The sequence below is a fragment of the Methylobacillus sp. genome (assembly GCF_036844465.1).
Lineage (GTDB): Bacteria > Pseudomonadota > Gammaproteobacteria > Burkholderiales > Methylophilaceae > Methylobacillus.
Genome location: NZ_DAIUFW010000008.1, coordinates 35107 through 55523 on the forward strand (window position 1 = coordinate 35107; position 20417 = coordinate 55523).

19 protein-coding genes are annotated in these 20417 nt (G+C 54.7%); 7 read left to right on the top strand and 12 right to left on the bottom strand.

The window, feature by feature from the left end:
• The first annotated feature begins 25 nt into the window (after positions 1 to 25).
• The 4 genes from secF to clpA all read left to right on the top strand — a co-directional run bounded on the left by secF (position 26) and on the right by clpA (position 5019).
• The gene (gene secF, locus V7Z75_RS11205) at positions 26 to 964 is read left to right on the top strand and encodes a protein translocase subunit SecF (RefSeq protein WP_334108776.1); all 939 of its coding nucleotides are present in this window, start codon (positions 26 to 28) and stop codon (positions 962 to 964) included.
• A gap of 56 nt (positions 965 to 1020) precedes the next feature.
• Complete coding sequence (locus tag V7Z75_RS11210) at positions 1021 to 2277, top strand: HlyC/CorC family transporter (protein WP_334108777.1); 1257 nt, start codon at positions 1021 to 1023, stop codon at positions 2275 to 2277.
• 109 nt (positions 2278 to 2386) lie between these two features.
• Complete coding sequence (gene clpS, locus V7Z75_RS11215) at positions 2387 to 2698, top strand: ATP-dependent Clp protease adapter ClpS (protein WP_334108778.1); 312 nt, start codon at positions 2387 to 2389, stop codon at positions 2696 to 2698.
• A 20-nt stretch (positions 2699 to 2718) separates the two neighbouring features.
• A complete protein-coding gene (gene clpA / locus V7Z75_RS11220; protein WP_334108779.1) occupies positions 2719 to 5019 on the top strand; it encodes an ATP-dependent Clp protease ATP-binding subunit ClpA in 2301 nt (766 codons plus the stop codon).
• A gap of 60 nt (positions 5020 to 5079) precedes the next feature.
• On the opposite strand, the gene V7Z75_RS11225 is transcribed toward clpA, so the two are convergent.
• The 10 genes from V7Z75_RS11225 to cysS all read right to left on the bottom strand — a co-directional run bounded on the left by V7Z75_RS11225 (position 5080) and on the right by cysS (position 15619).
• Positions 5080 to 5700: a glutathione S-transferase gene (locus tag V7Z75_RS11225; RefSeq protein ID WP_334108780.1), complete on the bottom strand. Its 621-nt coding sequence runs from the start codon at positions 5698 to 5700 to the stop codon at positions 5080 to 5082.
• Positions 5701 to 5864: 164 nt separating this feature from the next.
• On the bottom strand, positions 5865 to 6878 hold the full coding sequence (locus tag V7Z75_RS11230; RefSeq protein WP_334108781.1) for a quinone-dependent dihydroorotate dehydrogenase: 1014 nt from the start codon (positions 6876 to 6878) through the stop codon (positions 5865 to 5867).
• Between the two features lie 40 nt (positions 6879 to 6918).
• Positions 6919 to 7326 carry a hypothetical protein gene (locus tag V7Z75_RS11235; RefSeq protein WP_334108782.1) on the bottom strand — a complete coding sequence of 136 codons (408 nt, stop codon included), beginning with the start codon at positions 7324 to 7326 and terminating at the stop codon, positions 6919 to 6921.
• 34 nt (positions 7327 to 7360) lie between these two features.
• A complete protein-coding gene (locus tag V7Z75_RS11240; RefSeq protein WP_334108783.1) occupies positions 7361 to 7594 on the bottom strand; it encodes a (2Fe-2S) ferredoxin domain-containing protein in 234 nt (77 codons plus the stop codon).
• Positions 7595 to 7754: 160 nt separating this feature from the next.
• Positions 7755 to 8087 carry a P-II family nitrogen regulator gene (locus V7Z75_RS11245; protein WP_334108784.1) on the bottom strand — a complete coding sequence of 111 codons (333 nt, stop codon included), beginning with the start codon at positions 8085 to 8087 and terminating at the stop codon, positions 7755 to 7757.
• 12 nt (positions 8088 to 8099) lie between these two features.
• On the bottom strand, positions 8100 to 11201 hold the full coding sequence (locus V7Z75_RS11250) for an efflux RND transporter permease subunit (protein WP_334108785.1): 3102 nt from the start codon (positions 11199 to 11201) through the stop codon (positions 8100 to 8102).
• 3 nt (positions 11202 to 11204) lie between these two features.
• A complete protein-coding gene (locus V7Z75_RS11255; protein WP_334108786.1) occupies positions 11205 to 12350 on the bottom strand; it encodes an efflux RND transporter periplasmic adaptor subunit in 1146 nt (381 codons plus the stop codon).
• Between the two features lie 23 nt (positions 12351 to 12373).
• The gene (locus V7Z75_RS11260) at positions 12374 to 13654 is read right to left on the bottom strand and encodes a TolC family protein (protein WP_334108787.1); all 1281 of its coding nucleotides are present in this window, start codon (positions 13652 to 13654) and stop codon (positions 12374 to 12376) included.
• Positions 13655 to 13907: 253 nt separating this feature from the next.
• Positions 13908 to 14252, bottom strand: coding sequence for a hypothetical protein (locus tag V7Z75_RS11265; RefSeq protein WP_334108788.1), 345 nt, complete (start codon positions 14250 to 14252; stop codon positions 13908 to 13910).
• Positions 14249 to 15619: a cysteine--tRNA ligase gene (gene cysS / locus V7Z75_RS11270; RefSeq protein WP_334108789.1), complete on the bottom strand. Its 1371-nt coding sequence runs from the start codon at positions 15617 to 15619 to the stop codon at positions 14249 to 14251. Before cysS ends, V7Z75_RS11265 begins: the two co-directional genes overlap by 4 nt.
• Before the next feature lie 360 nt (positions 15620 to 15979).
• Here cysS and V7Z75_RS11275 point away from each other — a divergent pair, with 360 nt between their 5' ends.
• The 3 genes from V7Z75_RS11275 to V7Z75_RS11285 are packed head-to-tail and all read left to right on the top strand — an operon-like array spanning position 15980 to position 17922.
• A complete protein-coding gene (locus V7Z75_RS11275) occupies positions 15980 to 16663 on the top strand; it encodes a peptidylprolyl isomerase (RefSeq protein ID WP_334108790.1) in 684 nt (227 codons plus the stop codon).
• On the top strand, positions 16660 to 17151 hold the full coding sequence (locus V7Z75_RS11280; protein WP_334108791.1) for a peptidylprolyl isomerase: 492 nt from the start codon (positions 16660 to 16662) through the stop codon (positions 17149 to 17151). Before V7Z75_RS11275 ends, V7Z75_RS11280 begins: the two co-directional genes overlap by 4 nt.
• 24 nt (positions 17152 to 17175) lie before the next feature.
• Complete coding sequence (locus V7Z75_RS11285) at positions 17176 to 17922, top strand: UDP-2,3-diacylglucosamine diphosphatase (RefSeq protein WP_334108792.1); 747 nt, start codon at positions 17176 to 17178, stop codon at positions 17920 to 17922.
• Positions 17923 to 18041: 119 nt separating this feature from the next.
• On the opposite strand, the gene V7Z75_RS11290 is transcribed toward V7Z75_RS11285, so the two are convergent.
• Together V7Z75_RS11290 and V7Z75_RS11295 are read right to left on the bottom strand one after the other, a co-directional pair.
• Positions 18042 to 19667 (bottom strand): HD domain-containing phosphohydrolase, encoded by a 1626-nt coding sequence (locus V7Z75_RS11290; protein WP_334108793.1) that lies wholly within the window; start codon positions 19665 to 19667, stop codon positions 18042 to 18044.
• Between the two features lie 27 nt (positions 19668 to 19694).
• Complete coding sequence (locus tag V7Z75_RS11295) at positions 19695 to 20378, bottom strand: FHA domain-containing protein (protein WP_334108794.1); 684 nt, start codon at positions 20376 to 20378, stop codon at positions 19695 to 19697.
• Between the last annotated feature and the right edge of the window lie 39 nt (positions 20379 to 20417).

The following is a 20417-nucleotide window of genomic DNA, read 5'->3' on the forward strand; positions in this document are numbered from 1 at the left end:
CAGGCAACACACTAGAGTAAATATCATGGAATTTTTCAGAATCAAAAAAGATATACCGTTCATGAGCTATGGCCGTGTCACCACGACCATCTCGCTCCTGACCTTCCTATTATCGGTATTCTTCCTGTTTACCAAAGGCTTGCACCTGGGTGTGGATTTCACCGGCGGCACCATGATGGAAGTCAGCTACCCGCAGGCCGCCAACCTGGAGAGCATCCGCAAGGCCGTCGATGAAATCGGCCTCAAGGATGCCACCGTGCAGAACTTTGGCACCAGCCAGGATGTGCTGATCCGCCTGCCGCTCAAGCCCGATCTTTCCACGGCTCAACTTTCCGAAAACGTGCTCAATGCCTTGTCCGAGATTGAACCCGCCGTGAAATTGCACCGTGTGGAATTCGTCGGTCCGCAGGTCGGCCAGGAGCTTTATGACAAGGGTGCCTTGGCCATGTTGTTCGTCTGTGTTGGCATTATGGCCTATCTCGCCATGCGTTTTGAATGGCGCTTCGCGGTGGCCGCCGTGATCGCAAACATGCACGACGTAGTGATCATCCTCGGCTTTTTCGCCTTTTTCCAGTGGGAATTCAACCTCACCGTGCTGGCAGCCATCCTGGCCGTGCTTGGCTACTCGGTCAACGAATCGGTCGTGGTGTTCGACCGCGTGCGCGAGAACTTCCGCAAGATGCGCAAGGCGAGTGTGCCTGACATCATCAACAATGCGATTACCCGCACCATGTCGCGCACCATCATCACCCACTTCTCGACCGAGCTGATGGTGTTATCCATGCTGTTCTTCGGCGGCGAAGTACTACATAACTTCGCCTTGGCGCTGACCATCGGCATCCTGTTCGGTATTTACTCCTCCGTGCTGGTCGCCAGCCCGATTGCCCTGTACCTGGGTGTATCGCGCGAAAACCTGATTGGCGGCGGCGAAAGGAAGCCCGAGGGAGAAGAGGTATTGCCTTGACAAAGCCGGCGCTTCGCGCCGAAACTAACGGTATCTTTTTTAATCGATAGCTACCGTTGGACAGTTCCTTACTATGGCAGCTGGGCATTCTTGCCCTGCTGCTTTTTACTTCCGCTTTTTTCTCCATGGCCGAAACCAGCCTGTTGATGCTCAACCGGCACCGGCTCACCATCCTCGCCCAAGAAGGCATACGCAGCGCCGAATTCGCCTCCAGGCTACTCAACGAACGTGCGCAGTTCCTGAGCGCCACTCTACTTGGCAATACATTATCCAATGCCGCCGCCGCAACCTTGGCTGCCTTCATCAGTATCCGGTTACTCAATCTCGGCGAGCTATGGATGCCGGTTTCCACCATTCTGATCACTTTTGCCATCTTGGTATTCAGTGAAATCACACCCAAGATGATTGCCGCGCGCCATGCCGAGCCGCTAGCGCTGGCATTCAGCTATGTGCTGCTGCCACTGGTCAAGATCACCCGTCCCCTGATCTTGCTCGCCAACCTCTGCGCCAACAGCCTGTTGCGCCTGCTGGGCATGAAGGTGGGTTTTACCGAAAGCAGCCCTACCGCCAGCATTGAAGAACTGCGCAGCATCTTCAGCGAAACTGCCAGCCCCATTCCGCAAAAGCACCGCGAGGTCTTGCTCAACCTGCTGGACCTGGAGCAATCCACGGTAGATGACATCATGACGGTGCATACGCAATTGGAAATTATTGATGCTGATCTGTCGATGGACGATATCCTTGAGCAGATCGCCGATACCTCGCATTCATTCCTGCCAGTGCGCAAAGGCTCCAATGAAGAAATTATCGGCATGTTGCGCATCCGCACTCTCATGAATGCCTTGCGTTCACAAGCGCTGGATCAGTCATTGCTGACACAACACATGGAATCGCCATATTTCATTCCCTCAGGCACGCCGGTGTATACACAGATGCAGGAATTCAAGTACTGCCAGAAACGCATCGCGCTGGTCGTAGATGAATATGGCGAGCTCAAGGGGTTGATTACGCTCGAAGATATCAGCAAAGCCATCATTGGCGACTTCGCCAACGACACCATTCCGCAACAGCAGCCATACCATCAGGAAGACAAGGGGAGCTGGCTGGTGGATGCCAGCAACAGTCTGCGAGACATCAACAAGAAACTGAATATCCACCTGCCGGTCGATGGTCCGCGCACTTTGAACGGCTTGATCATCGAACATTTCGAGGATATTCCCGAACCGGGCATCGGCCTCCGGATCGGGGACTACAAGCTGGAAATCCTCAATACTCAGGACCGCACTGTCAAAACTGTCCGGATTTATCCATAATCAGCCAGGCATGGCAAATACTTGCCATGCAATTCGGCTTTAATCGGGAATAACCCCACTTAATTCAGACTTGAAAAATTCTGCATTAGGCTCAAAATAGATCACACGTATGGCTAGCATCAAACATCAGGACAATATCGTCGAGAAAACAGGCAAGGCAGACATCAAGCCGCCCTCGATGTACAAGGTCATTCTGCTGAATGATGACTACACGCCCATGGAATTTGTCGTGGATATCATGCAGCGCTTTTTTCATAAAAACCGTGAACAAGCAACGCAAATCATGCTCCAAGTTCATACAGAAGGTGCTGGCGTATGCGGTGTTTACCCGCATGACATTGCCGAAACCAAAGTAAATCAAGTCGTTCGTTATGCCCGTGAGCACCAGCACCCGCTGCAATGCACGATGGAAGAAGCCTGAAGAAAGCTGAGGAAGCTTAAATGATTGCGCAAGAACTCGAAGTATCCCTACATATGGCATTCATGGATGCCCGTCAGAAGCGCCACGAGCTCATTACCGTGGAGCACCTGCTGCTGGCCATGATTGATAACCCGACAGCGGCGGATGTCATGCGCTCCTGCGGGGCCAATCTCGACAACCTGCGCAGCGAGCTCAACAACTATATCGAAGAGCATACGCCCACCGTCGAAGGCAACGAGGAAGTAGATACCCAGCCGACGCTGGGCTTTCAACGCGTGATCCAGCGCGCCATCCTGCATGTGCAATCTTCCGGCAAGAAAGAAGTCACCGGCGCCAACGTGCTGGTCGCCATTTATGGTGAGAAGGATTCCCACGCCGTATTCTTCCTGCACCAGCAAGGTATCACCCGCCTGGATGTGGTCAACTACATTTCCCATGGTGTCGCCAAGGTCGCTGATGGCAATAGTGCCAAGCGTCCGGAAGCTGAGCAGGAAATCGAGGCCGATGCATCTCCAGCCAGCGCACTTGAAACCTATACCCAGAATCTGAACCAACAGGTATTGGCTGGCAAGATAGATCCCCTGATTGGCCGTTCGCAAGAACTGGAGCGCGTCATTCAGACACTGTGCCGCCGCCGCAAGAATAACCCGCTGCTCGTGGGCGAAGCAGGCGTGGGTAAGACCGCCATTGCCGAAGGTCTTGCACGCCGCATTGTCGAGGGCAATGTGCCTGAGATATTGGAAAATGCCGTCATCTACTCCCTGGATATGGGTTCCTTGCTTGCGGGCACCAAGTATCGCGGCGACTTCGAGCAACGGCTCAAGGCCGTAATGAAGAAACTGGCGGACCAGCCCGACGCCATCCTGTTCATCGACGAGATTCATACCCTGATCGGCGCGGGTGCTGCCAGCGGCGGCACGCTGGATGCCTCCAACCTGTTGAAGCCGGCGCTTTCCAACGGCTCGCTCAAGTGCATAGGCGCAACCACCTACCAGGAATTCCGCGGCATTTTCGAGAAGGATCATGCCCTATCGCGCCGTTTCCAGAAAGTGGATGTGGTCGAGCCTAGCGTCTCCGAAACCGTGGAAATCCTCAAGGGCCTCAAGTCGCGCTTCGAGAAGCACCACAGCGTGAAATACACTGCCTCGGCCCTGAACACGGCTGCCGAGTTGTCCGCCCGCTACATCAATGACCGCCACCTGCCCGACAAGGCCATCGACGTCATCGACGAGGCAGGCGCGGCGCAGCGCATCCTGCCGAAATCCAGGCAGAAGAAGGTGATCGGCAACAAGGAGATCGAGGACATCATCGCCAAGGTGGCACGCATCCCACCCAAGAATATCTCCAGCGATGACCGCAACGCGCTGAAGACGCTGGAACGCGACCTCAAGGCCACCGTCTTCGGCCAGGACAAGGCCATCGAGGCATTGTCCGCCGCGATCAAGATGGCGCGCAGCGGCCTGGGCAGCCTCAACAAGCCGATCGGCTCCTTCCTGTTCTCCGGCCCTACCGGCGTCGGCAAGACCGAAGTGGCCAAGCAGCTTGCCTACACCCTGGGCGTGGAATTGATCCGCTTCGACATGTCGGAATATATGGAGCGCCATGCCGTATCGCGTTTGATTGGCGCACCTCCTGGCTATGTCGGTTTCGAGCAAGGCGGTCTACTGACCGAAGCCATCAACAAGACGCCATATTGCGTCTTGCTGCTGGATGAAATCGAGAAGGCGCACCCGGACATCTTCAATATTTTGCTGCAGGTAATGGACCACGGCACGCTGACCGACAACAACGGCCGCAAGGCGGATTTCCGCAACGTGACCATCATCATGACCACCAACGCAGGCGCTGAAGCAATCAGCAAGACCAGCATCGGCTTCACGCTGGGCAGCAACTCCGGCGACGAGATGGGCGACATCAAGCGCCTGTTCAGCCCCGAGTTCCGCAACCGCCTCGATGCAATTGTCTCGTTCGCGCCGCTGTCGCAGGAAATCATCATACGCGTGGTCGACAAGTTCCTCATGCAGCTTGAAGACCAGCTCCACGAGAAGAAAGTGGAAGTCACCTTCAGCGAGGAGCTCAAAGCCTACCTGGGCAAGAAGGGCTTCGACCCGCTCATGGGCGCCCGTCCGATGTCTCGCCTGATCCAGGATACGATACGCCGTGCGCTGGCGGACGAACTGCTGTTCGGCAAACTGGCCAATGGTGGCCGTGTGCACGTGGATATTGATGAGCAGGACAATATCAAGCTCAGCTTTGATGAAACCGCTCCCAACTCTCAAGATAACAGCGCATCACAACTGGAAACTGATGTCGCAAATTAACTGATTGTCTATCAATAAAAAACGCCGCAATTGCGGCGTTTTTTATCTTCCCGGCCAGACTCATTCATCCGTATAAACCGGGCACTTCTGCATAATGGCCTGAAAAAGCTCGCTTGCCAGCCACGCATTTAGCCAGCCACGCAATCGGGGATAGTCAGCCTGCACGAACCAGTCGACATCCACCATGGAAAACTGGCGGATAAAAGGAAAAATAGCGACATCCGCCAGATGCGGCTGCTCTCCTTGTAGACAGGATTGTATTGCAAGCCGCCCTTCCAGAAGGGTAAGAAACCGCTCGCCTTGCGCACGATATATAGCTGACGGCTGATCAGGGAAGCGGTCCGCATATTTGTAGCGGTCCAGCGCCTGCTTAAACTCGCCGTCATTCAGGGTAATCAGTTCCACTGCATCCGCCTGTTGTCGCACCGAGCCCAACCAATTTTCCGGATCATGCTGCGCGAGGGCCCAATGCATGATATCCAGGCTTTGCTCCAGCACTTCTCCATCCGCCAGTTGCAGCACAGGCACGGTACCCTTAGGAGAAATCTGCAGCATGTGCGCTGGCTTGGCCCTGAACGAAATCTCCCGGGTTTCCACCTTGACTCCGGCATAATGCAACGCCATACGCGCACGCATGGCATACGGGCAACGACGGTATGAGTAGAGTATGGGGAGTACCATAGGTTTAAAGATTAGTCCGTGAAGCAGCCGATACTTCTCAAGTATGCTTTAATTTAGAGCAGGAGTTAAATAAACAGCCCGGCGATACACTTGCTGCCAGGTACTCTGCCGCAGACAACGATACTTAAAAGTACGCCATTACAAGAAACAAACTGCGAGCTGGCTTAGCCCAGTTTGTGGCAAATCTCATCAACCAGCACCGGCCCTCGATAGACCAGCCCGCTGTAGACCTGCACCAGTCTGGCACCCGCCTCTATCTTCTGCGCGGCATCGTCTCCGCTAAGGATGCCGCCAACGCCGATAATAGGCAGTGCCCCAGCGAGATGGCTGGACAAGGCTCTGATCACGGCAGTGGAACGGTCGCGCACCGGCGCGCCAGATAAGCCGCCAGCCTCCTCCGCATGCGGCAGGCCTTTCACGGCATCGCGTGCCAGGGTTGTATTGGTAGCGATTACGCCGTCGAAACGATATTGCATGAGCAAGGAAGCAATATTGGCAATCTGACCTTCATCAAGATCGGGCGCAATCTTGAGCGCAATCGGCACATATTTGCCATACCGGTCGGCCAATACCTGCTGCTCTTGCTTCAAGGTCTGCAGCAATTGCCCCAGCGCCTCCTTTTCCTGCAAGGCACGCAGGTTTTTGGTATTTGGCGAAGAAATATTGACCGTGACATAGTGAGCGTGTGCATAGACCTTACGCAGGCAATGCAGGTAATCATCCACTGCACGCTCGTTGGGCGTATCGAAATTCTTGCCGATATTGATGCCCAGCACGCCTTTGTATTTGGCAGCGGCCACGTTGCGCAGCAAGGCCTCCACGCCCAAATTGTTGAAACCGAAGCGGTTGATTACCCCTTGCGCCTCGGGAATGCGAAACATACGCGGCTTGGGGTTGCCGGGCTGCGGGCGTGGCGTAATGGTACCAATCTCGATGAAACCAAAGCCTAATGTTGCCAGCGCGTCGATATAGGCGCCGTTCTTATCCAGACCAGCCGCCAGCCCCACTGGGTTGGGGAATTGAATGCCCATCACTTCCCGCGTCTGACATTTGGCAGGTCGCGGATAAAGGTTGAGCAATCCTGAGCGCTCCAGCCGCTTCAGGCTCTTGAGAGTGAAATCGTGGGCTCGTTCAGCGCTAAGTTTGAACAACCAAGGTTTAAAAATGGAATAAAGCATGGGATGATTTTACCGGAAAACCGATCCCATGCTCACAAGATCATATAGATGTGTAATGTTGGATGAACAACGCAGCGGCCCATATAAAGCCTGCGGTAGTCACGATGAAGCTAAGGCCAGTATAGACTTTTACCCACATGACTTGCCAGAAATCAGGCTTGAAGGCTGCAATCACAAATACGCCTGGGTTGGTGAAACCGCCAATCGCAATCAGCCAGCATGCCAGCGCCGGAATTTCTATGCCTGCGCTTTTGGCGGCAGCATAAACACCAAAGCAATACAATGACATCAGGACAAAATCGATATGTGCCTTGATCAATACGCCGTAATCCTTGACCAGACCGCCATCAACTCCCGCCACCACAAACCAGCGCGCAAAAGTACCCAACCATGCCATTGCCAGCACCGCAATGATCATTCCACCTGCCGCTGCCAATAAAATCTCCATCCCCATCTCCTTTTACATATCGGTATAAAATTGACTACTCATGCCGCAATGTTCCAAGAATCTCCTCACACACCTCCTCTCCAACCTGGTGCCAGACCTTTCCTGATGGCAAACACTTGACGTTAGGGCCTTTCTGGCAATACAGCAGACAGTTGATAGGCTCCACTACATAGTCCAGACCAGCATTCTTCACACGTTGCTGCAAATGCCCCAGCAGCTCCTTGCCACCTTTAGCACCACAACTATCGCTAGGCCCATGTCTATGCATTACGCATACTTGTAATTTATTCATTCGGCAAATATATACAGATCTGTATATATCAGTCAATCATTTTTAAACGGTTGATATTTCCTTTCATCAACAGCGAGCAATAAAAAAGCACCCGAAGGTGCTTTTTCAATTACATCAATTCCGAATCGGCAAGGTTTTACTTCAATACCAAGACCTGTTCAGAAAGCCGGACCATGCGTTCCACAGCAGTCACCCAGATAATGCCATCTCCTACTTGGCCGGTATGTCCAACCTCGGCGAGTATCTGCAGCACACCTTCTACCAACTCATCGGGACAAACAATATCGATACGGACCTTGGGACTGTAATCCGTCAACTCCTCACGGACACCCAGAGCAGTACGGGAGACATGGTGTCCGCAGCCGTCCACCTTGCTGACCGTCATACCGGGAAAACCCTTGATATTGCGCAGTGCCGAACGAATCTTGGGCAGGCGTTGCGGCGGTACAATTGCTTTGATCTCTTTCATTTCATGACCTCATCAGGCTTCTATACGTTTCTCTTCAAACTTGCGGTACAAGGTCGGCACCACCACCAAGGTCAGCAAGGTCGAGGTAATCAACCCGCCAATGACCACGATCGCCAATGGTCGCTGGATCTCGGAGCCCGGCCCTGTGGCGAACAGGAAAGGAATCAAGGCCAGCATGGCTACGGTAGCTGTCATCATCACGGGACGGAACCGCTGCGTGCAGCCCTTGATAATCGCTTCGCTCTGGCTCAGGCCCTCATCGCGCAGGCTGCGGATGTAGGAAACCAACACCACGCCGTTGAGCACTGCAATCCCCCACAGTGCAATAAAGCCGACCGATGCTGGCACCGACAGGTACTCCCCCGTCACGAACAATCCAATAATGCCGCCGATGGAAGCAAAAGGCAGCACCATGATGATCATGCCGGCATAACGCACCGAATTGAACAGCAGGAACAACAGGAAGAAAATTGCCCCTATGGTCACAGGAATGATCACCGTCAAGTGTCCCATGGCGCGCTCCATGTTCTGGAACTGACCACCAAACTCCAGATAATACCCTTCAGGAAGCTTGAGCTTTTGCCCCAAAGTCTGCTGCAGCTCGGCCACAAAACCTCCCAGATCCCTGTCCTTGACGTTCACTCCAACCACTACGCGCCGCTTGGCAAGCTCACGGCTGATCTGTGCCGGACCATCCCTCACCTCAATATTCGCCAGGTCGCGCAAGGCCACACGCGATCCGTTGGGTGAAGTGATGAGGATATTGCTGATCGCCTCGATATTGTCGCGGAAGCTCTCGGGATAGCGCACAGCCGCACTAAAGCGACGCTGGCCTTCATACACTTCCGTCGCCACCTTGCCGCCGATCGCAGTTTCGATCACGTCATGCACATCAGAGGCATTGAGGCCATGCCGCGCAATGGCATGACGATTCACCGTGATGTTCAGGTATTGCTGACCAGACACCTTTTCCACCTTGATTTCGGTAGCCCCTCGTACGCCGCCCGCAATACGCGAGATTTCGTCCGCCTTGGCCTTGAGCAGGTTCATATCCTCGCCGAATATCTTGACGGCCACATCAGCACGCACCCCAGTCAGCAGCTCGTCCACCCGGTCGGAAATTGGCTGAGCCATAACGATCTGCACGCCAGGGAGGGATTCCTCCAGTACGGTACGCATCTTTTCCGCAATATCGTCCTGGGTCCAACCTTTCGGCCACTCCTCCCGCGGTTTCAGGCTAATGATGGGTGTGGACTCATTCTGCGCCTGCGGGTCAGCCGGGCTTTCACCACGACCAACACCGGAAACAGCAGACTTCACGCCGGGCACCTTTTCCATGATCAGGCGCATGGCGTCATTCTCCATCTTGATCGACTCTTCGAGCGAGATATTGGGTACACGGTTGATACCCGGCACAATGGAGCCTTCCCGCATTTCCGGGATGAAGGAAGTGCCGAGGAAAGGCACCAGCAGGATGGTGCCGATGAACAGGGCGGTAGCTGCCAGGATGGTGGTCTTGTCATGACCCAGCGCCCAGTTGAGCATACGCAGATAAGGACGCTTGATCGCCTGGATGAATCGCGTATCTTCGCCGCTGCCACCCTTGAGGATGTAGGAGCACAACACGGGCGACAAGGTCAGCGAGATCACCAGGGAAATGAACAGCGCAATGGCAATGGTCATGGCCAGAGGCGCGAACATCTTGCCCTCCATGCCCTGCAAGGTCATCAACGGCAGGAACACCAGGATGATCACGCCGACACCGAACAGCACCGGCGTGCCCACCTCGGCCGCAGCTTCCAGCACCACGCGCACTTTGCTCTCGCCTTGGCGGTGGCCCAGGTGGTGGAACGCGTTCTCCACCACAACCACCGAACCATCCACCATCAGGCCGATCGCAATCGCCAGCCCGCCCAGCGACATCAGGTTGGCGGAAAGGCCATAGTAGTTCATCGCCATGAAGGTGATCAGCGGCGTCAGGATTAATGTACTCACCACGATCAGACTGGATCGCACGTCGCCGAGGAACAGGAACAGGACGATCACCACCAGGATAATGCCCTCGATCAGCACCTTGGTCACGGTATGCAGGGCCGCATCCACCAGCTCGCTGCGGTCGTAGTACGGCACGATCTGCAAGCCACCAGGGAGCATGCCCTGCTCGTTGATTTCCTTGACTCTGGCTTTGACGCGGCTCACCACCTCCTTGGCGTTACCGCCACGCATCATAATGACGATGCCGCCGACAGATTCGGTGTAACCGTTCTTGACCACGGCACCCACCCGCACTTCATGCCCGACCTGGACCTCCGCCACATCACGCATGTAGACTGGCACGCCATTCTGCTCCTTGAGCACAATATTGCGGATGTCGTCGAGGTTTTCGATCAAGCCTACGCCGCGGATCAGGTATTGCTCGGCATAATGCGGCAGCACACCTCCGCCGCTGTTCGCATTATTGCGGGCCAGCGCCAGGTAGATATCCTGCAGTTTCAGGCCGTAATGGCTCATGCGGTCCGGATTGACCAGAGCTTGGTATTGCTTGACATAGCCGCCCTGCGAGTTGATCTCGGCAATACCAGGAATACCACGCAGCAACGGGCGCACCAGCCAATCCTGGATGGATCGGCGCTCGGTCAGTTCTTCTTGTGACAATGGCTTTTCACCATCACTGGGTTTCTCCAGCGTGAATTGGTAAACCTCGCCCAGACCCGTCGCCACAGGCCCCAGGATGGGCGTCACGCCTTCCGGCATGCGCTCCATTACCTCCATCAGGCGTTCCATCACCAATTGCCGCGCGAAGTAGACATCGGTCTTGTCGGTAAACACCAAGGTGATCAGCGACAGGCCGTTGCGGTTCATCGAACGCATTTCCTCCAGGCCCGGCAGGCCGGTCATGGCGATTTCCAGCGGCACGGTGATGAAGCGCTCCACCTCTTCAGGTGAGCGCCCGGTTGCCTGGGTGGCAATCAGCACCTGCACATTGGTCACATCGGGAAATGCATCAACCGAAAGTTTTTTCAGGGCAAACGCCCCCGCAGCCATCAAGGCCAGCGCCACGACAATCACTATCAGGCGCTGCTTGAGGGCAGCTCTAATCAGGGATTCAATCATGGCTTATTCCAGCTCCTTGCGTTTGCGCTCATTGTTGACATGGAATGCGCCGTCCACAATGATCTTTTCACCTTCATCCAGCCCGGAAACCACCACGGCCATTTCCTTGTACTCAGTGCCCAGTTTCACTTCACGCAGGCGGAATTTATTGGGCGCAATCTCGACATAGACATAGTCCCGGTCATTTTCACGCACCACGGCACGCTTGGGCACGGCCAGTTGCTGGGTCAGCTTGGATTGCACCAGCATGGAAACCAGCATGTCCGGCTTGATGCTTTCATCACTGTTCTCCAGATCGGTACGCACAGTAACGGTACGGGTCAGCGGGTTCACCACATCGCCAACAAAAATCAGCTTGCCGGTAATCTTGCGGTTGCTCAATGCGGGAATCTCGATTTCCACATCTTCACCCTCCTGCACCAGTTCGACCTGCTGTTCCGGCACCTCAGCCACTGCCCACACACGGGAAAGGTCAGCAACGATGAACAGTTCCTCGGCAGGCTGCACCACCTGTCCCAGATTAACCTTACGGCTGATCACTGTGCCCGAAAGCCGGGCATCCACATTGCTGTAAGAACGTATCTGACCGGAGCGGGCAATCTGCGCAATCGCCTTTTCAGACATGCCCAGCACCTGCAATTGCTCCTTGGCGGTGTAGAGATCAGCCTTGGCAGCGTCCAGTTCCGCTTCGCGGCGCTGCAATTCCGCCGCACCGATCACATCAGCTTCCAGCAATAGTCGCGCGCGCTCTACCGCCTTGGTCTGCAAGGCAATCTGCTGCGCGGCCTTGATATAGAGCAACTGGTTCTGCGCCAGCTCGGTGCTATTCAAGGTCGCCAGCACCTCGCCCTGCCGAACATCTTGTCCCAACACCGCTTTGATGTCGGTGATGCGCCCAGTCACCGAAGCGCCGATACGCGCCACACGCTGGTCATCCGCCTGGATACTGCCAGGCACGCGCAATACCTCGCGGATTTCCGCCTTGCCCACTTCTGCAATCTTGACCTGGCTCTGCAATAAAGGAGAAAGCTCGACCACATTCGGGTCTTGCTGCTCTACCACTGCCTCGTCAGGGGTTTCAGCTGGCTTGCACGCCGCCAGCAGCAATACCAAGGCAAGCAGGCTGCCCGGCATCAGAATGGAATTCATTTTTTTTAAGGAATGGGGGAACATTACGGCTTAACCTCCAGAAGTTCTGTACCAAGCAGGCGCTCTATTTCCAGCATGCTGCTGACGTAATCAAATTTTGCGGCAAGGTAATCCTTGCGTACGGCACGGAAAGTGCGCTGGGCATCCATGTATTCCAGGATGCCACGCTCACCGTAACGATAAGCTGCCTCCGCCACTCTGAGTACCGATTCGGCCTGGCTCAGCAAGCCGTTCTCGAATGCAGCCAATTGCTGCTGCGCAATCACGTAGCGCTGATACGCCGCTTCCATGTCACGCTGCAAGCCAAGTGCGCGATCGCTCAGCGTTGCCTGGCTTTGCCGGATCTGTGCAGCCGCAGCCGCGATCGGACCCTGGCGCTTGTCCCACAATGGCAATGGCAATGCCACGCCCAGGCGTATCTGCCTAAGGTCAGGATCTTCCTCGACCCCAGCCTTGAGCGTCAGGCCAGGGTGGCGCAAGCGCTCTTCCAGCCTGAGCTTGGCTTCCGCAGTATCAATGCCAGCCCGCAATTGCGATAGCTGGGGGCTCTGCGCCACCTGCTCACGCAGCTTGTCCAGCGATGGCAAACCATAGGTCAGGGGTAATTCGCCCTCTACGTCATACTCCAGCGGGATGGTAGAACCCAGCAGCCCGCGCAGGTAAGCCTTGCCTTCATTCACGCGCACCAGGGCAGTCTGATAATCCCGCTCGGCAGCCAGAGCCTCGGTATCGGCTTTGATCAATTCATACTTGGGCGCTTCGCCCACCTCGACCCGCAGCTTCACCCGCTCACGAATCTGCTGCAGGAGATTGCGGTCCCCTTCCACCATCCTGAGCACTGCCTTGCGCTGTATTACGTCATAAAAAGCATTCTTGACGCGCGACCGCAACTCGATGCGAATCAATTCCACACCCGCATCGGCAATCCGGGTTTCAATCTCGGCAGCCTCGATCCTGGCTTCGCGCACCTTGGGGAAATCCAATGATTGCGACAATCCCACGCTCCAGTTACGTCTGTCGCCCTGCCCGCCCGGCGTCAGATAACGGCTGGGACCCATGGTCGCCTCCACCTGGGGGTTGCTATAAGTCGAGGCAGTCGTGACCGCGGCCTCTGCGACATCGCGTTGCGCGGCGGCAATCCCCAGCGCCGGATTGTGCTGCATGGCGGTTTCCATCAATTCCGGCAGCGTATAGGCTGCCCATGCTGACGGCGCCTGCCAGCAGAACAGCATGGCAGCCAGCATCCCCGCAAAATAAGCATGCCGCCCGGCACGGCGCACCCTGGGCGCGCCAACCTGTGGCATGCCTGTTTCCATATATGTTTTCATGTGACCCTTAAAACACTTGAATGAGATGGTTCTGCAAGCATACCGCCGTCAACGGCTTGCATCCACAGAACATCAATCGGTTGAAGCGCTAGCTTCCACACATATCGCTATATGCAGCAATCCCAATAAAGGCATAGGAATATCAGGAAGATAGCAGCCACAAAAAGCCCTATCAACTGACAATGGCCATCACAGAAACGGCCATAATCAGGATGGACTACAGGCGTCGTCAGGCAATAGGAGGTCGGGTGATCAGGAAGAGATCGGGAGGAAGATAAGACTCAATCGGAAGGGCGAGTTTGAGATCAAAAACAAAAACAGGGCGCAACAAAGGCACACGCATGGCAAGAATTGGCTCGCTGACCTCGCGGTCGTTGTCCATTTCTATCTGCTGCACATGGGTAAAGGTTGGACTATCAAAGTCCACGGCAAAAGATCGTTCAGTCTGCTGGGCGAACAGGCTCAAGCACAACACGACGCTGAGTAGCGCAAACAGGCGCTTCGCGAAAATCATGCCGCGATTATAGCTAGAATCCCCATGGCTGAGAACCGGTTTGCCGAATGCCAGCATCAAGCGCGGCGCCAGCTCGTTCCCTGGGGCGTGTCTTCAAGAATAACCCCCTGGGCGGCCAACTCGTCGCGGATACGGTCGGCCTCGGCGAAATTCCTGTCCTTGCGCGCCGCCAGCCGCTCGGCAATCAGCGCATCGACCTTTTCTGCCGTCAGCCCGCCATCATCGCCGCCGCCTTTCAGGAACTCGTCGGGGTTCCGCTGCAATAATCCCAACTTGCCGGCCAATCCCTTGAGCAACCCGGCCTGCGCCAATGAGCCGCTACGATTCACCTCGTTCGCCAGCTCGAACAGCACGGCAAACGCTTCCGGCGTATTGAAATCGTCATCGAGCGCTTCCTTGAAGCGGGCGGCTTCAGGCTGCTGCCAGTCAATCTCCACCTGGGGCAGGTCAAATCCGCGCAAGGCGGTATATAACCTGGTCAATGCCTGTCTGGCATCGTTCAGGTGATGGTCGGAATAATTCAGCGGACTGCGGTAGTGCGCCCGGAGGATGAAGAAACGCACCACTTCCGCATCATATTTTTCCAGCACTTCGCGAATAGTGAAGAAATTACCGAGTGATTTCGACATCTTTTCGTCATCGACGCGGATAAAGCCGTTGTGCATCCAGTAATTCACGAAAGTGCAGCCGTGCGCGCCTTCGCTTTGCGCGATCTCGTTCTCGTGATGGGGAAACTGTAGATCCTGGCCGCCGCCGTGGATATCGAAATGCGGCCCGAGATGGCGCGCGCCCATGGCCGAGCATTCGATATGCCAGCCGGGACGGCCCGGCCCCCAAGGAGAATCCCAGCTCGGCTCGCCCGGCTTGGCGGCTTTCCATAACACAAAATCCATGGGGTCGCGTTTGTGAGCATCCACTTCCACACGCTCGCCTGCCCGCAAATCTTCCAGCGACTTACCCGACAGCTTGCCGTAACCGGCAAAGCTGGAAACGGCGTAATAGACATCGCCATTATCAGCGGCATAGGCATGCTGCTTTTCGATCAAGCTGCCGATCATCGTGGTCATTTCATGAATGTAATCCGTCGCGTGCGGCTCGCGGTCGGGCCGCCACACGCCGAGCTTGGCCGCATCCTCATTCATGGCGTCGATGAAGCGGCTGGTCAGCTCGGTGATCGTCTCGCCATTTTCATTTGCGCGGGCGATGATCTTGTCGTCGATATCGGTGACATTGCGCACATAGGTCACTGCATAGCCAGAGCAACGCAGCCAGCGATTGACCATATCAAACACCACCATGACGCGCGCGTGCCCAAGGTGGCAATAGTCATATACCGTCATGCCGCAGACATACATGCTGACCTTGCCCGGGACGATAGGAGTAAATATCTGCTTCGCACGTGCGAGGGTGTTATAGATTTTCAGCATTTTTCAGGCAAGATAGGGATTTTTAAACGGGGTAGCGTATCGCAAATATGGATAAATGACGCTACCTCGGCTTGTAAAATTGAATAAATATCAACGGTTCGCGAGTATATCACAAGCCTGTTTCGCGCCATTGGCCCGCTGATGCGACTCCTACAGGGGCCGGGCCGCAAAATTTAAGCTATCCAACACCCGCGGCTTCCGCTATCCTATTGCCCCTATATATCCATCAACCAGGTTACGGGCTTTCACACCCACCCAATACTGTCAGCATAACGTCATGATCGACAGGCAGTTTGTGAAATTTCGTCACCAGGCAATGAGGGCACCCTGATGCAGATTTTAATATTGGAGGATATTCTGATGCACACTATTTCCCGTGCTTTGCTAGTTCCTTTCCTGTGTCTTTCCATGCTGTTTGCCGGTGTGAATGCCCAGGCCAGCGACACGTCACCCCAACAACTGGAAATTCAAACCAACCATGGCAGCTTCATCATTGAGCTATACCCAGACAAGGCTCCCAAAACTGTCGCCAACTTCATCCAGTATGTCACCAGCGATTTCTATGCGGGTACTACCTTCCATCGCACCGTAGACAGGTTCATGATCCAGGGCGGCGGCCTGACGGCAGATATGCGCGAGAAATCCACTTTCTCTCCCATCGAGAACGAGTCCAACAATGGCCTGAAAAACGAATATGGCGCCATTGCCATGGCTCGCGCATTCAATCCCAATTCGGCCACTTCCCAATTTTTCATCAATCTGGCTGACAACAAATTTCTTAATTTCCACAAGCCTGAGGCGGCCTATATCGGCTATTGCGTCTTCGGCAAGGTTATCAAGGGTATTGATGTCGTCGAACGCATTGGCAAGAGCCCTACCAAGGTAGTAGGCGCTCACCTCAATGTTCCTGTCGAACCGGTCGTGATTGAAAAGGTGGCCCTGCTGGACCAACCCATCAATATTGCCGACCGCCTGGATTACAAGAAAGTCAAAACCATTGCGCAGACAGAAGCGCCAACTAAAAGTAAAGGAAAGAAACCTTGATCAAGCTGCATACCAACTTTGGTGAAATCACTCTGGAACTTGATGAAAAAGAAGCGCCAATCACCACGGCCAACTTCATCCAGTACGTTAAGGATGGTTTTTACGACAACACCATCTTCCATCGCGTCATTGACGGTTTCATGATCCAGGGTGGCGGCTTCACGCCTGAAATGGAGCAAAAGCCCACCCGCGAATCCATCCAGAACGAAGCCAACAACAGCTTGCTGAACCAGACCTATACCATTGCAATGGCGCGCACTGCTGCGCCTCACTCAGCCAGCAGCCAGTTTTTCATCAATGTGGCCAACAACGATTTCCTCAACTTCACTGCGCCCACCCACCAAGGCTGGGGCTATGCCGTTTTCGGCAAGGTAGTGGCAGGTACCGAAGTCATTGACCAGATCAAGAAAGTCAAGACCGGCAGCAAAAATGGTCACCAGGATGTGCCGCTTGAGCCTGTGATCATCGAGCGCGCTGAAGTCGTTTAACAACTTCAACAACACACGACAAGCATGGCATCCACAGGTCGGAAACAAGAGGCATTCAGCCTGTTCATTTCCGACCTGCATTTGTGCGATTCTAGGCCAGCCATTACCGGCCAGTTCCTGAGATTCCTGCAACAGCAGGCCGCCCAGGCTGAAGCTCTCTATATCCTAGGGGATTTTTTCGAATATTGGGCCGGGGATGACGACCTCTCCCATCATCAGCCCATTCTCCAGGCTTTACGCGCTTTGTCTGCCCAAGGCATCCGCATCTACTTCATGCATGGCAATCGTGATTTCCTGGCTGGAGAAGCTTTTGCCGCCGCCGCTGGCCTGACCATATTGCCAGATCCGACCCTGCTCACACTATATGGTAAACAGGTATTGCTCAGCCATGGCGACGCGCTTTGCACTGACGATATTGCCTATCAGGCGTTTCGCCAGCAGGTGCGCGCTCCAATCTGGCAACAGGCTTTTCTGCAGCAGCCGCTCAGCGTGCGTAAAGCGCAAATTGAAGCCTTACGCCAGCGTAGTGAACAGGAAAAATCTGGTAAGCAGGAAAGCATCATGGATGTTAACGCGGAAGCGGTGACCAATCTGCTGCGCCAATACGACTACCCGGAACTGCTTATCCATGGGCATACCCACCGGCCCGCATTGCATCCCCTGGAAGTCGATGGTCACAGGATAGACCGCTGGGTATTGGGGGACTGGTACGAGCAAGGCAGCTGCTTGGTACTTGATCAAAATGGCGTGCGCAACCAGCCGTTAGATTAGGTTGGCAATATCAGCTCACAAAACCCAGTACAGTGCTCTTAGCCTGACATTGTTTCCAGAGACAGTGCAGTACATTCGCAACAACCTCAGGAGAAGTGATTAGCCGCTCTTGCTGCTGATCATGGCTGATACCCTGGCACCTTCGTCTCATCTACCTCATCAATCTGCTCAGGCTGCAAGTAGAGATGGGCATATTGGAGATACACTTTTTCGCGAATGAAGACATCGAACAGATCGGGATCGATATGCTGATTCAGCTTCATATTCCCCAATATCTGCAGTGTTTCCGATAAAGTCTTGGCTTTCTTGTATGGTCGATCAGCAGAAGTCAGCGCTTCGAAGATGTCGACAATCCCCATCATGCGAGCAGGAATGGAAAGCTGTTCGCGACGCAGGCCACGCGGATAGCCACGGCCATCCATGCGTTCATGATGCCCACCCGCATATTCCGGAATGCGCCGCAAACCAGGTGGATACGGCAAGGATTCCAGCATCTCTATCGTCACCACGATATGATGATTTACCATCTGGCGCTCTTCCGGGGTTAAGGTGCCTGACTTGATGGTCAGGTTGTACACTTCTTCTTCAGAGAGAAAACTGGTTTCGTTTCCTTGTGGGTCTTCCAGCCGATACTGCGCAATCGCCCTGACGCGCTCTTGCTCTTCTTCGGACATGGATTCACTTCCCATATTCACTTGCCGCAGGAAATTGAGGTCTTCATCCAGCCGCCTAACCGAATCGGCATGCTCCTGTGCCAACAACGCCTCATCCTGTGCTTGACCCTGTCGCACCGCTTGTAATTGCTGGCGCAGCAAACGGCACTCCATCTGCTTCTTCAACAGCGCAAACCGTTGCTCCAGCAAGACAATGCGATCAAACAAGGTAGAAAGTTTGGTTGGCTTGTCCATCAGGGAATCCGGTATGGCCACCTTGCCGCAATCATGGATCCAGGCAGCAATCCGCAGCTCGTCCAATTCCTCCTCATCCATATAGAAATCCTTGAGCGGACCGGATTCTGTGCGATTCACTGCATCGGCCAGCATCATCGCCAGCTCGGGCACCCGACGGCAATGGTCGCCAGTATAGGGGGACTTGGCATCAATCGCCCCGGCAATCAGGCGGATGAATGCCTCGAACAAGCCCTTCAACCCTTCAATCAGTTGGTGATTGGTCAGGGCAATAGCCGCCTGTGAGGCCAATGACTCCACCAAATGCTGGCTGTACTTGGAGAATGAGGTAATCTCGCCGGTGGCTGCATCCTTGGCATTAATCAATTGCAGGACACCAATGATATCGCCTTCATGATTCTTCATGGGAACAGTGAGGAATGAGCATGAGCGATAGCCGGTGGATGCATCAAACTGGCTGGTTCCTGAAAAATCGAACCCTTCCGCCTCATAGGCATCCTCTATATTGACCGTGCAATCATTGAGCACCGCATACGCGGCCACCATGTGATGGTTAGGCCGCCCATCGTCAAGGTAGAGCGGCAAGGGCTGGAAGGGAATAGGGTTGCCTGTGGTGCCGCCCATTGCGATACCGAGCGAGCTGGTGCGCATGATCTCAAAATGCAGGGTATTGTCCGGGGTCACGATATACAAAGTGCCGGCATCCGCATTGGTCAACCGCTTGGCGCTGATGACGATCATTTCCAGCAGGCGCTGATGGTTATGTTCTGCGGACAGTGCAATACCTATCGCATGCAGATCTTCCAACTGCCTGATCAATGTATCCGATATTGCCATGATTCCACTCTCCCCAAGATATGCAGGCTACTCCAATATAAACAGCATCCTGATACCGGCAAGCTCTATGACATCGCCATGGGCCAATCCTTGTGCTTGCATCTCCACCGCGTTTCCGTTCAGCACCGGGCGGCCGTCGCCTTCAACATGGGCCAGGAAATAACCCGGTGCACGTCTGGTGATGACTGCAACCTGCACCCCGCTCTTGCCTAATGTCGTCAGGGTTTTCTTGAGCTCGACCTCTCGTCCCTGGCTCGCGCCATTCAACACCCTGACTCTGGCCGGGCCGACAGGCTGCTGCCTATCATTTCCCGCAGCCTGGGCGCTATCAGCAGCGTTATTCTGTTTCTCGGCTTCAGCCAGCATTTTCTTGACCACGGGCATGACGAATACTGTTTTCTCGAACCCGCGCTCTGCCGCAATGTCTTCCTCGCGGTATTCGATCTGATGCCGCCCCAAACCTATCATATCGCCATCCTGCAACAGGTGTCGCGTGATTACGCGCCCATTCACCAGCGTTCCATTGGTGCTCTGGTTATCTTCAAGGTAAAACACGCCTCCCTCAGGCTCCACAAATGCATGCTCGCCGCTGATCGCCAAATTTTCCAGGCGGATATCACAATTAGGACGCCTGCCTATACTCAAGCGCGCTTTACCCAACGGAAATTCCGCCAGAAAATCCCCTTCCAGCGTCAGCACCAGTTTTGCCATGTCACCTTCCCTTGTAGCAAGACTTCCAGATAATTCAGC

What these genes read in the sequence shown, in the direction of transcription:
- V7Z75_RS11245 (WP_334108784.1), bottom strand. Translation starts at nt 8,087, where the DNA reads ATGAAAGAGATCAAAGCAATTGTACCGCCGCAACGCCTGCCCAAGATT.
- V7Z75_RS11260 (WP_334108787.1), bottom strand. Translation starts at nt 13,654, where the DNA reads ATGCCACAGGTTGGCGCGCCCAGGGTGCGCCGTGCCGGGCGGCATGCT.
- V7Z75_RS11290 (WP_334108793.1), bottom strand. Translation starts at nt 19,667, where the DNA reads ATGGCAATATCGGATACATTGATCAGGCAGTTGGAAGATCTGCATGCG.
- V7Z75_RS11250 (WP_334108785.1), bottom strand. Translation starts at nt 11,201, where the DNA reads ATGATTGAATCCCTGATTAGAGCTGCCCTCAAGCAGCGCCTGATAGTG.
- V7Z75_RS11235 (WP_334108782.1), bottom strand. Translation starts at nt 7,326, where the DNA reads ATGGAGATTTTATTGGCAGCGGCAGGTGGAATGATCATTGCGGTGCTG.
- V7Z75_RS11240 (WP_334108783.1), bottom strand. Translation starts at nt 7,594, where the DNA reads ATGCATAGACATGGGCCTAGCGATAGTTGTGGTGCTAAAGGTGGCAAG.
- V7Z75_RS11275 (WP_334108790.1), top strand. Translation starts at nt 15,980, where the DNA reads ATGCACACTATTTCCCGTGCTTTGCTAGTTCCTTTCCTGTGTCTTTCC.
- secF (WP_334108776.1), top strand. Translation starts at nt 26, where the DNA reads ATGGAATTTTTCAGAATCAAAAAAGATATACCGTTCATGAGCTATGGC.
- V7Z75_RS11295 (WP_334108794.1), bottom strand. Translation starts at nt 20,378, where the DNA reads ATGGCAAAACTGGTGCTGACGCTGGAAGGGGATTTTCTGGCGGAATTT.
- V7Z75_RS11285 (WP_334108792.1), top strand. Translation starts at nt 17,176, where the DNA reads ATGGCATCCACAGGTCGGAAACAAGAGGCATTCAGCCTGTTCATTTCC.
- V7Z75_RS11255 (WP_334108786.1), bottom strand. Translation starts at nt 12,350, where the DNA reads ATGAATTCCATTCTGATGCCGGGCAGCCTGCTTGCCTTGGTATTGCTG.
- clpS (WP_334108778.1), top strand. Translation starts at nt 2,387, where the DNA reads ATGGCTAGCATCAAACATCAGGACAATATCGTCGAGAAAACAGGCAAG.
- V7Z75_RS11230 (WP_334108781.1), bottom strand. Translation starts at nt 6,878, where the DNA reads ATGCTTTATTCCATTTTTAAACCTTGGTTGTTCAAACTTAGCGCTGAA.
- cysS (WP_334108789.1), bottom strand. Translation starts at nt 15,619, where the DNA reads ATGCTGAAAATCTATAACACCCTCGCACGTGCGAAGCAGATATTTACT.
- clpA (WP_334108779.1), top strand. Translation starts at nt 2,719, where the DNA reads ATGATTGCGCAAGAACTCGAAGTATCCCTACATATGGCATTCATGGAT.
- V7Z75_RS11225 (WP_334108780.1), bottom strand. Translation starts at nt 5,700, where the DNA reads ATGGTACTCCCCATACTCTACTCATACCGTCGTTGCCCGTATGCCATG.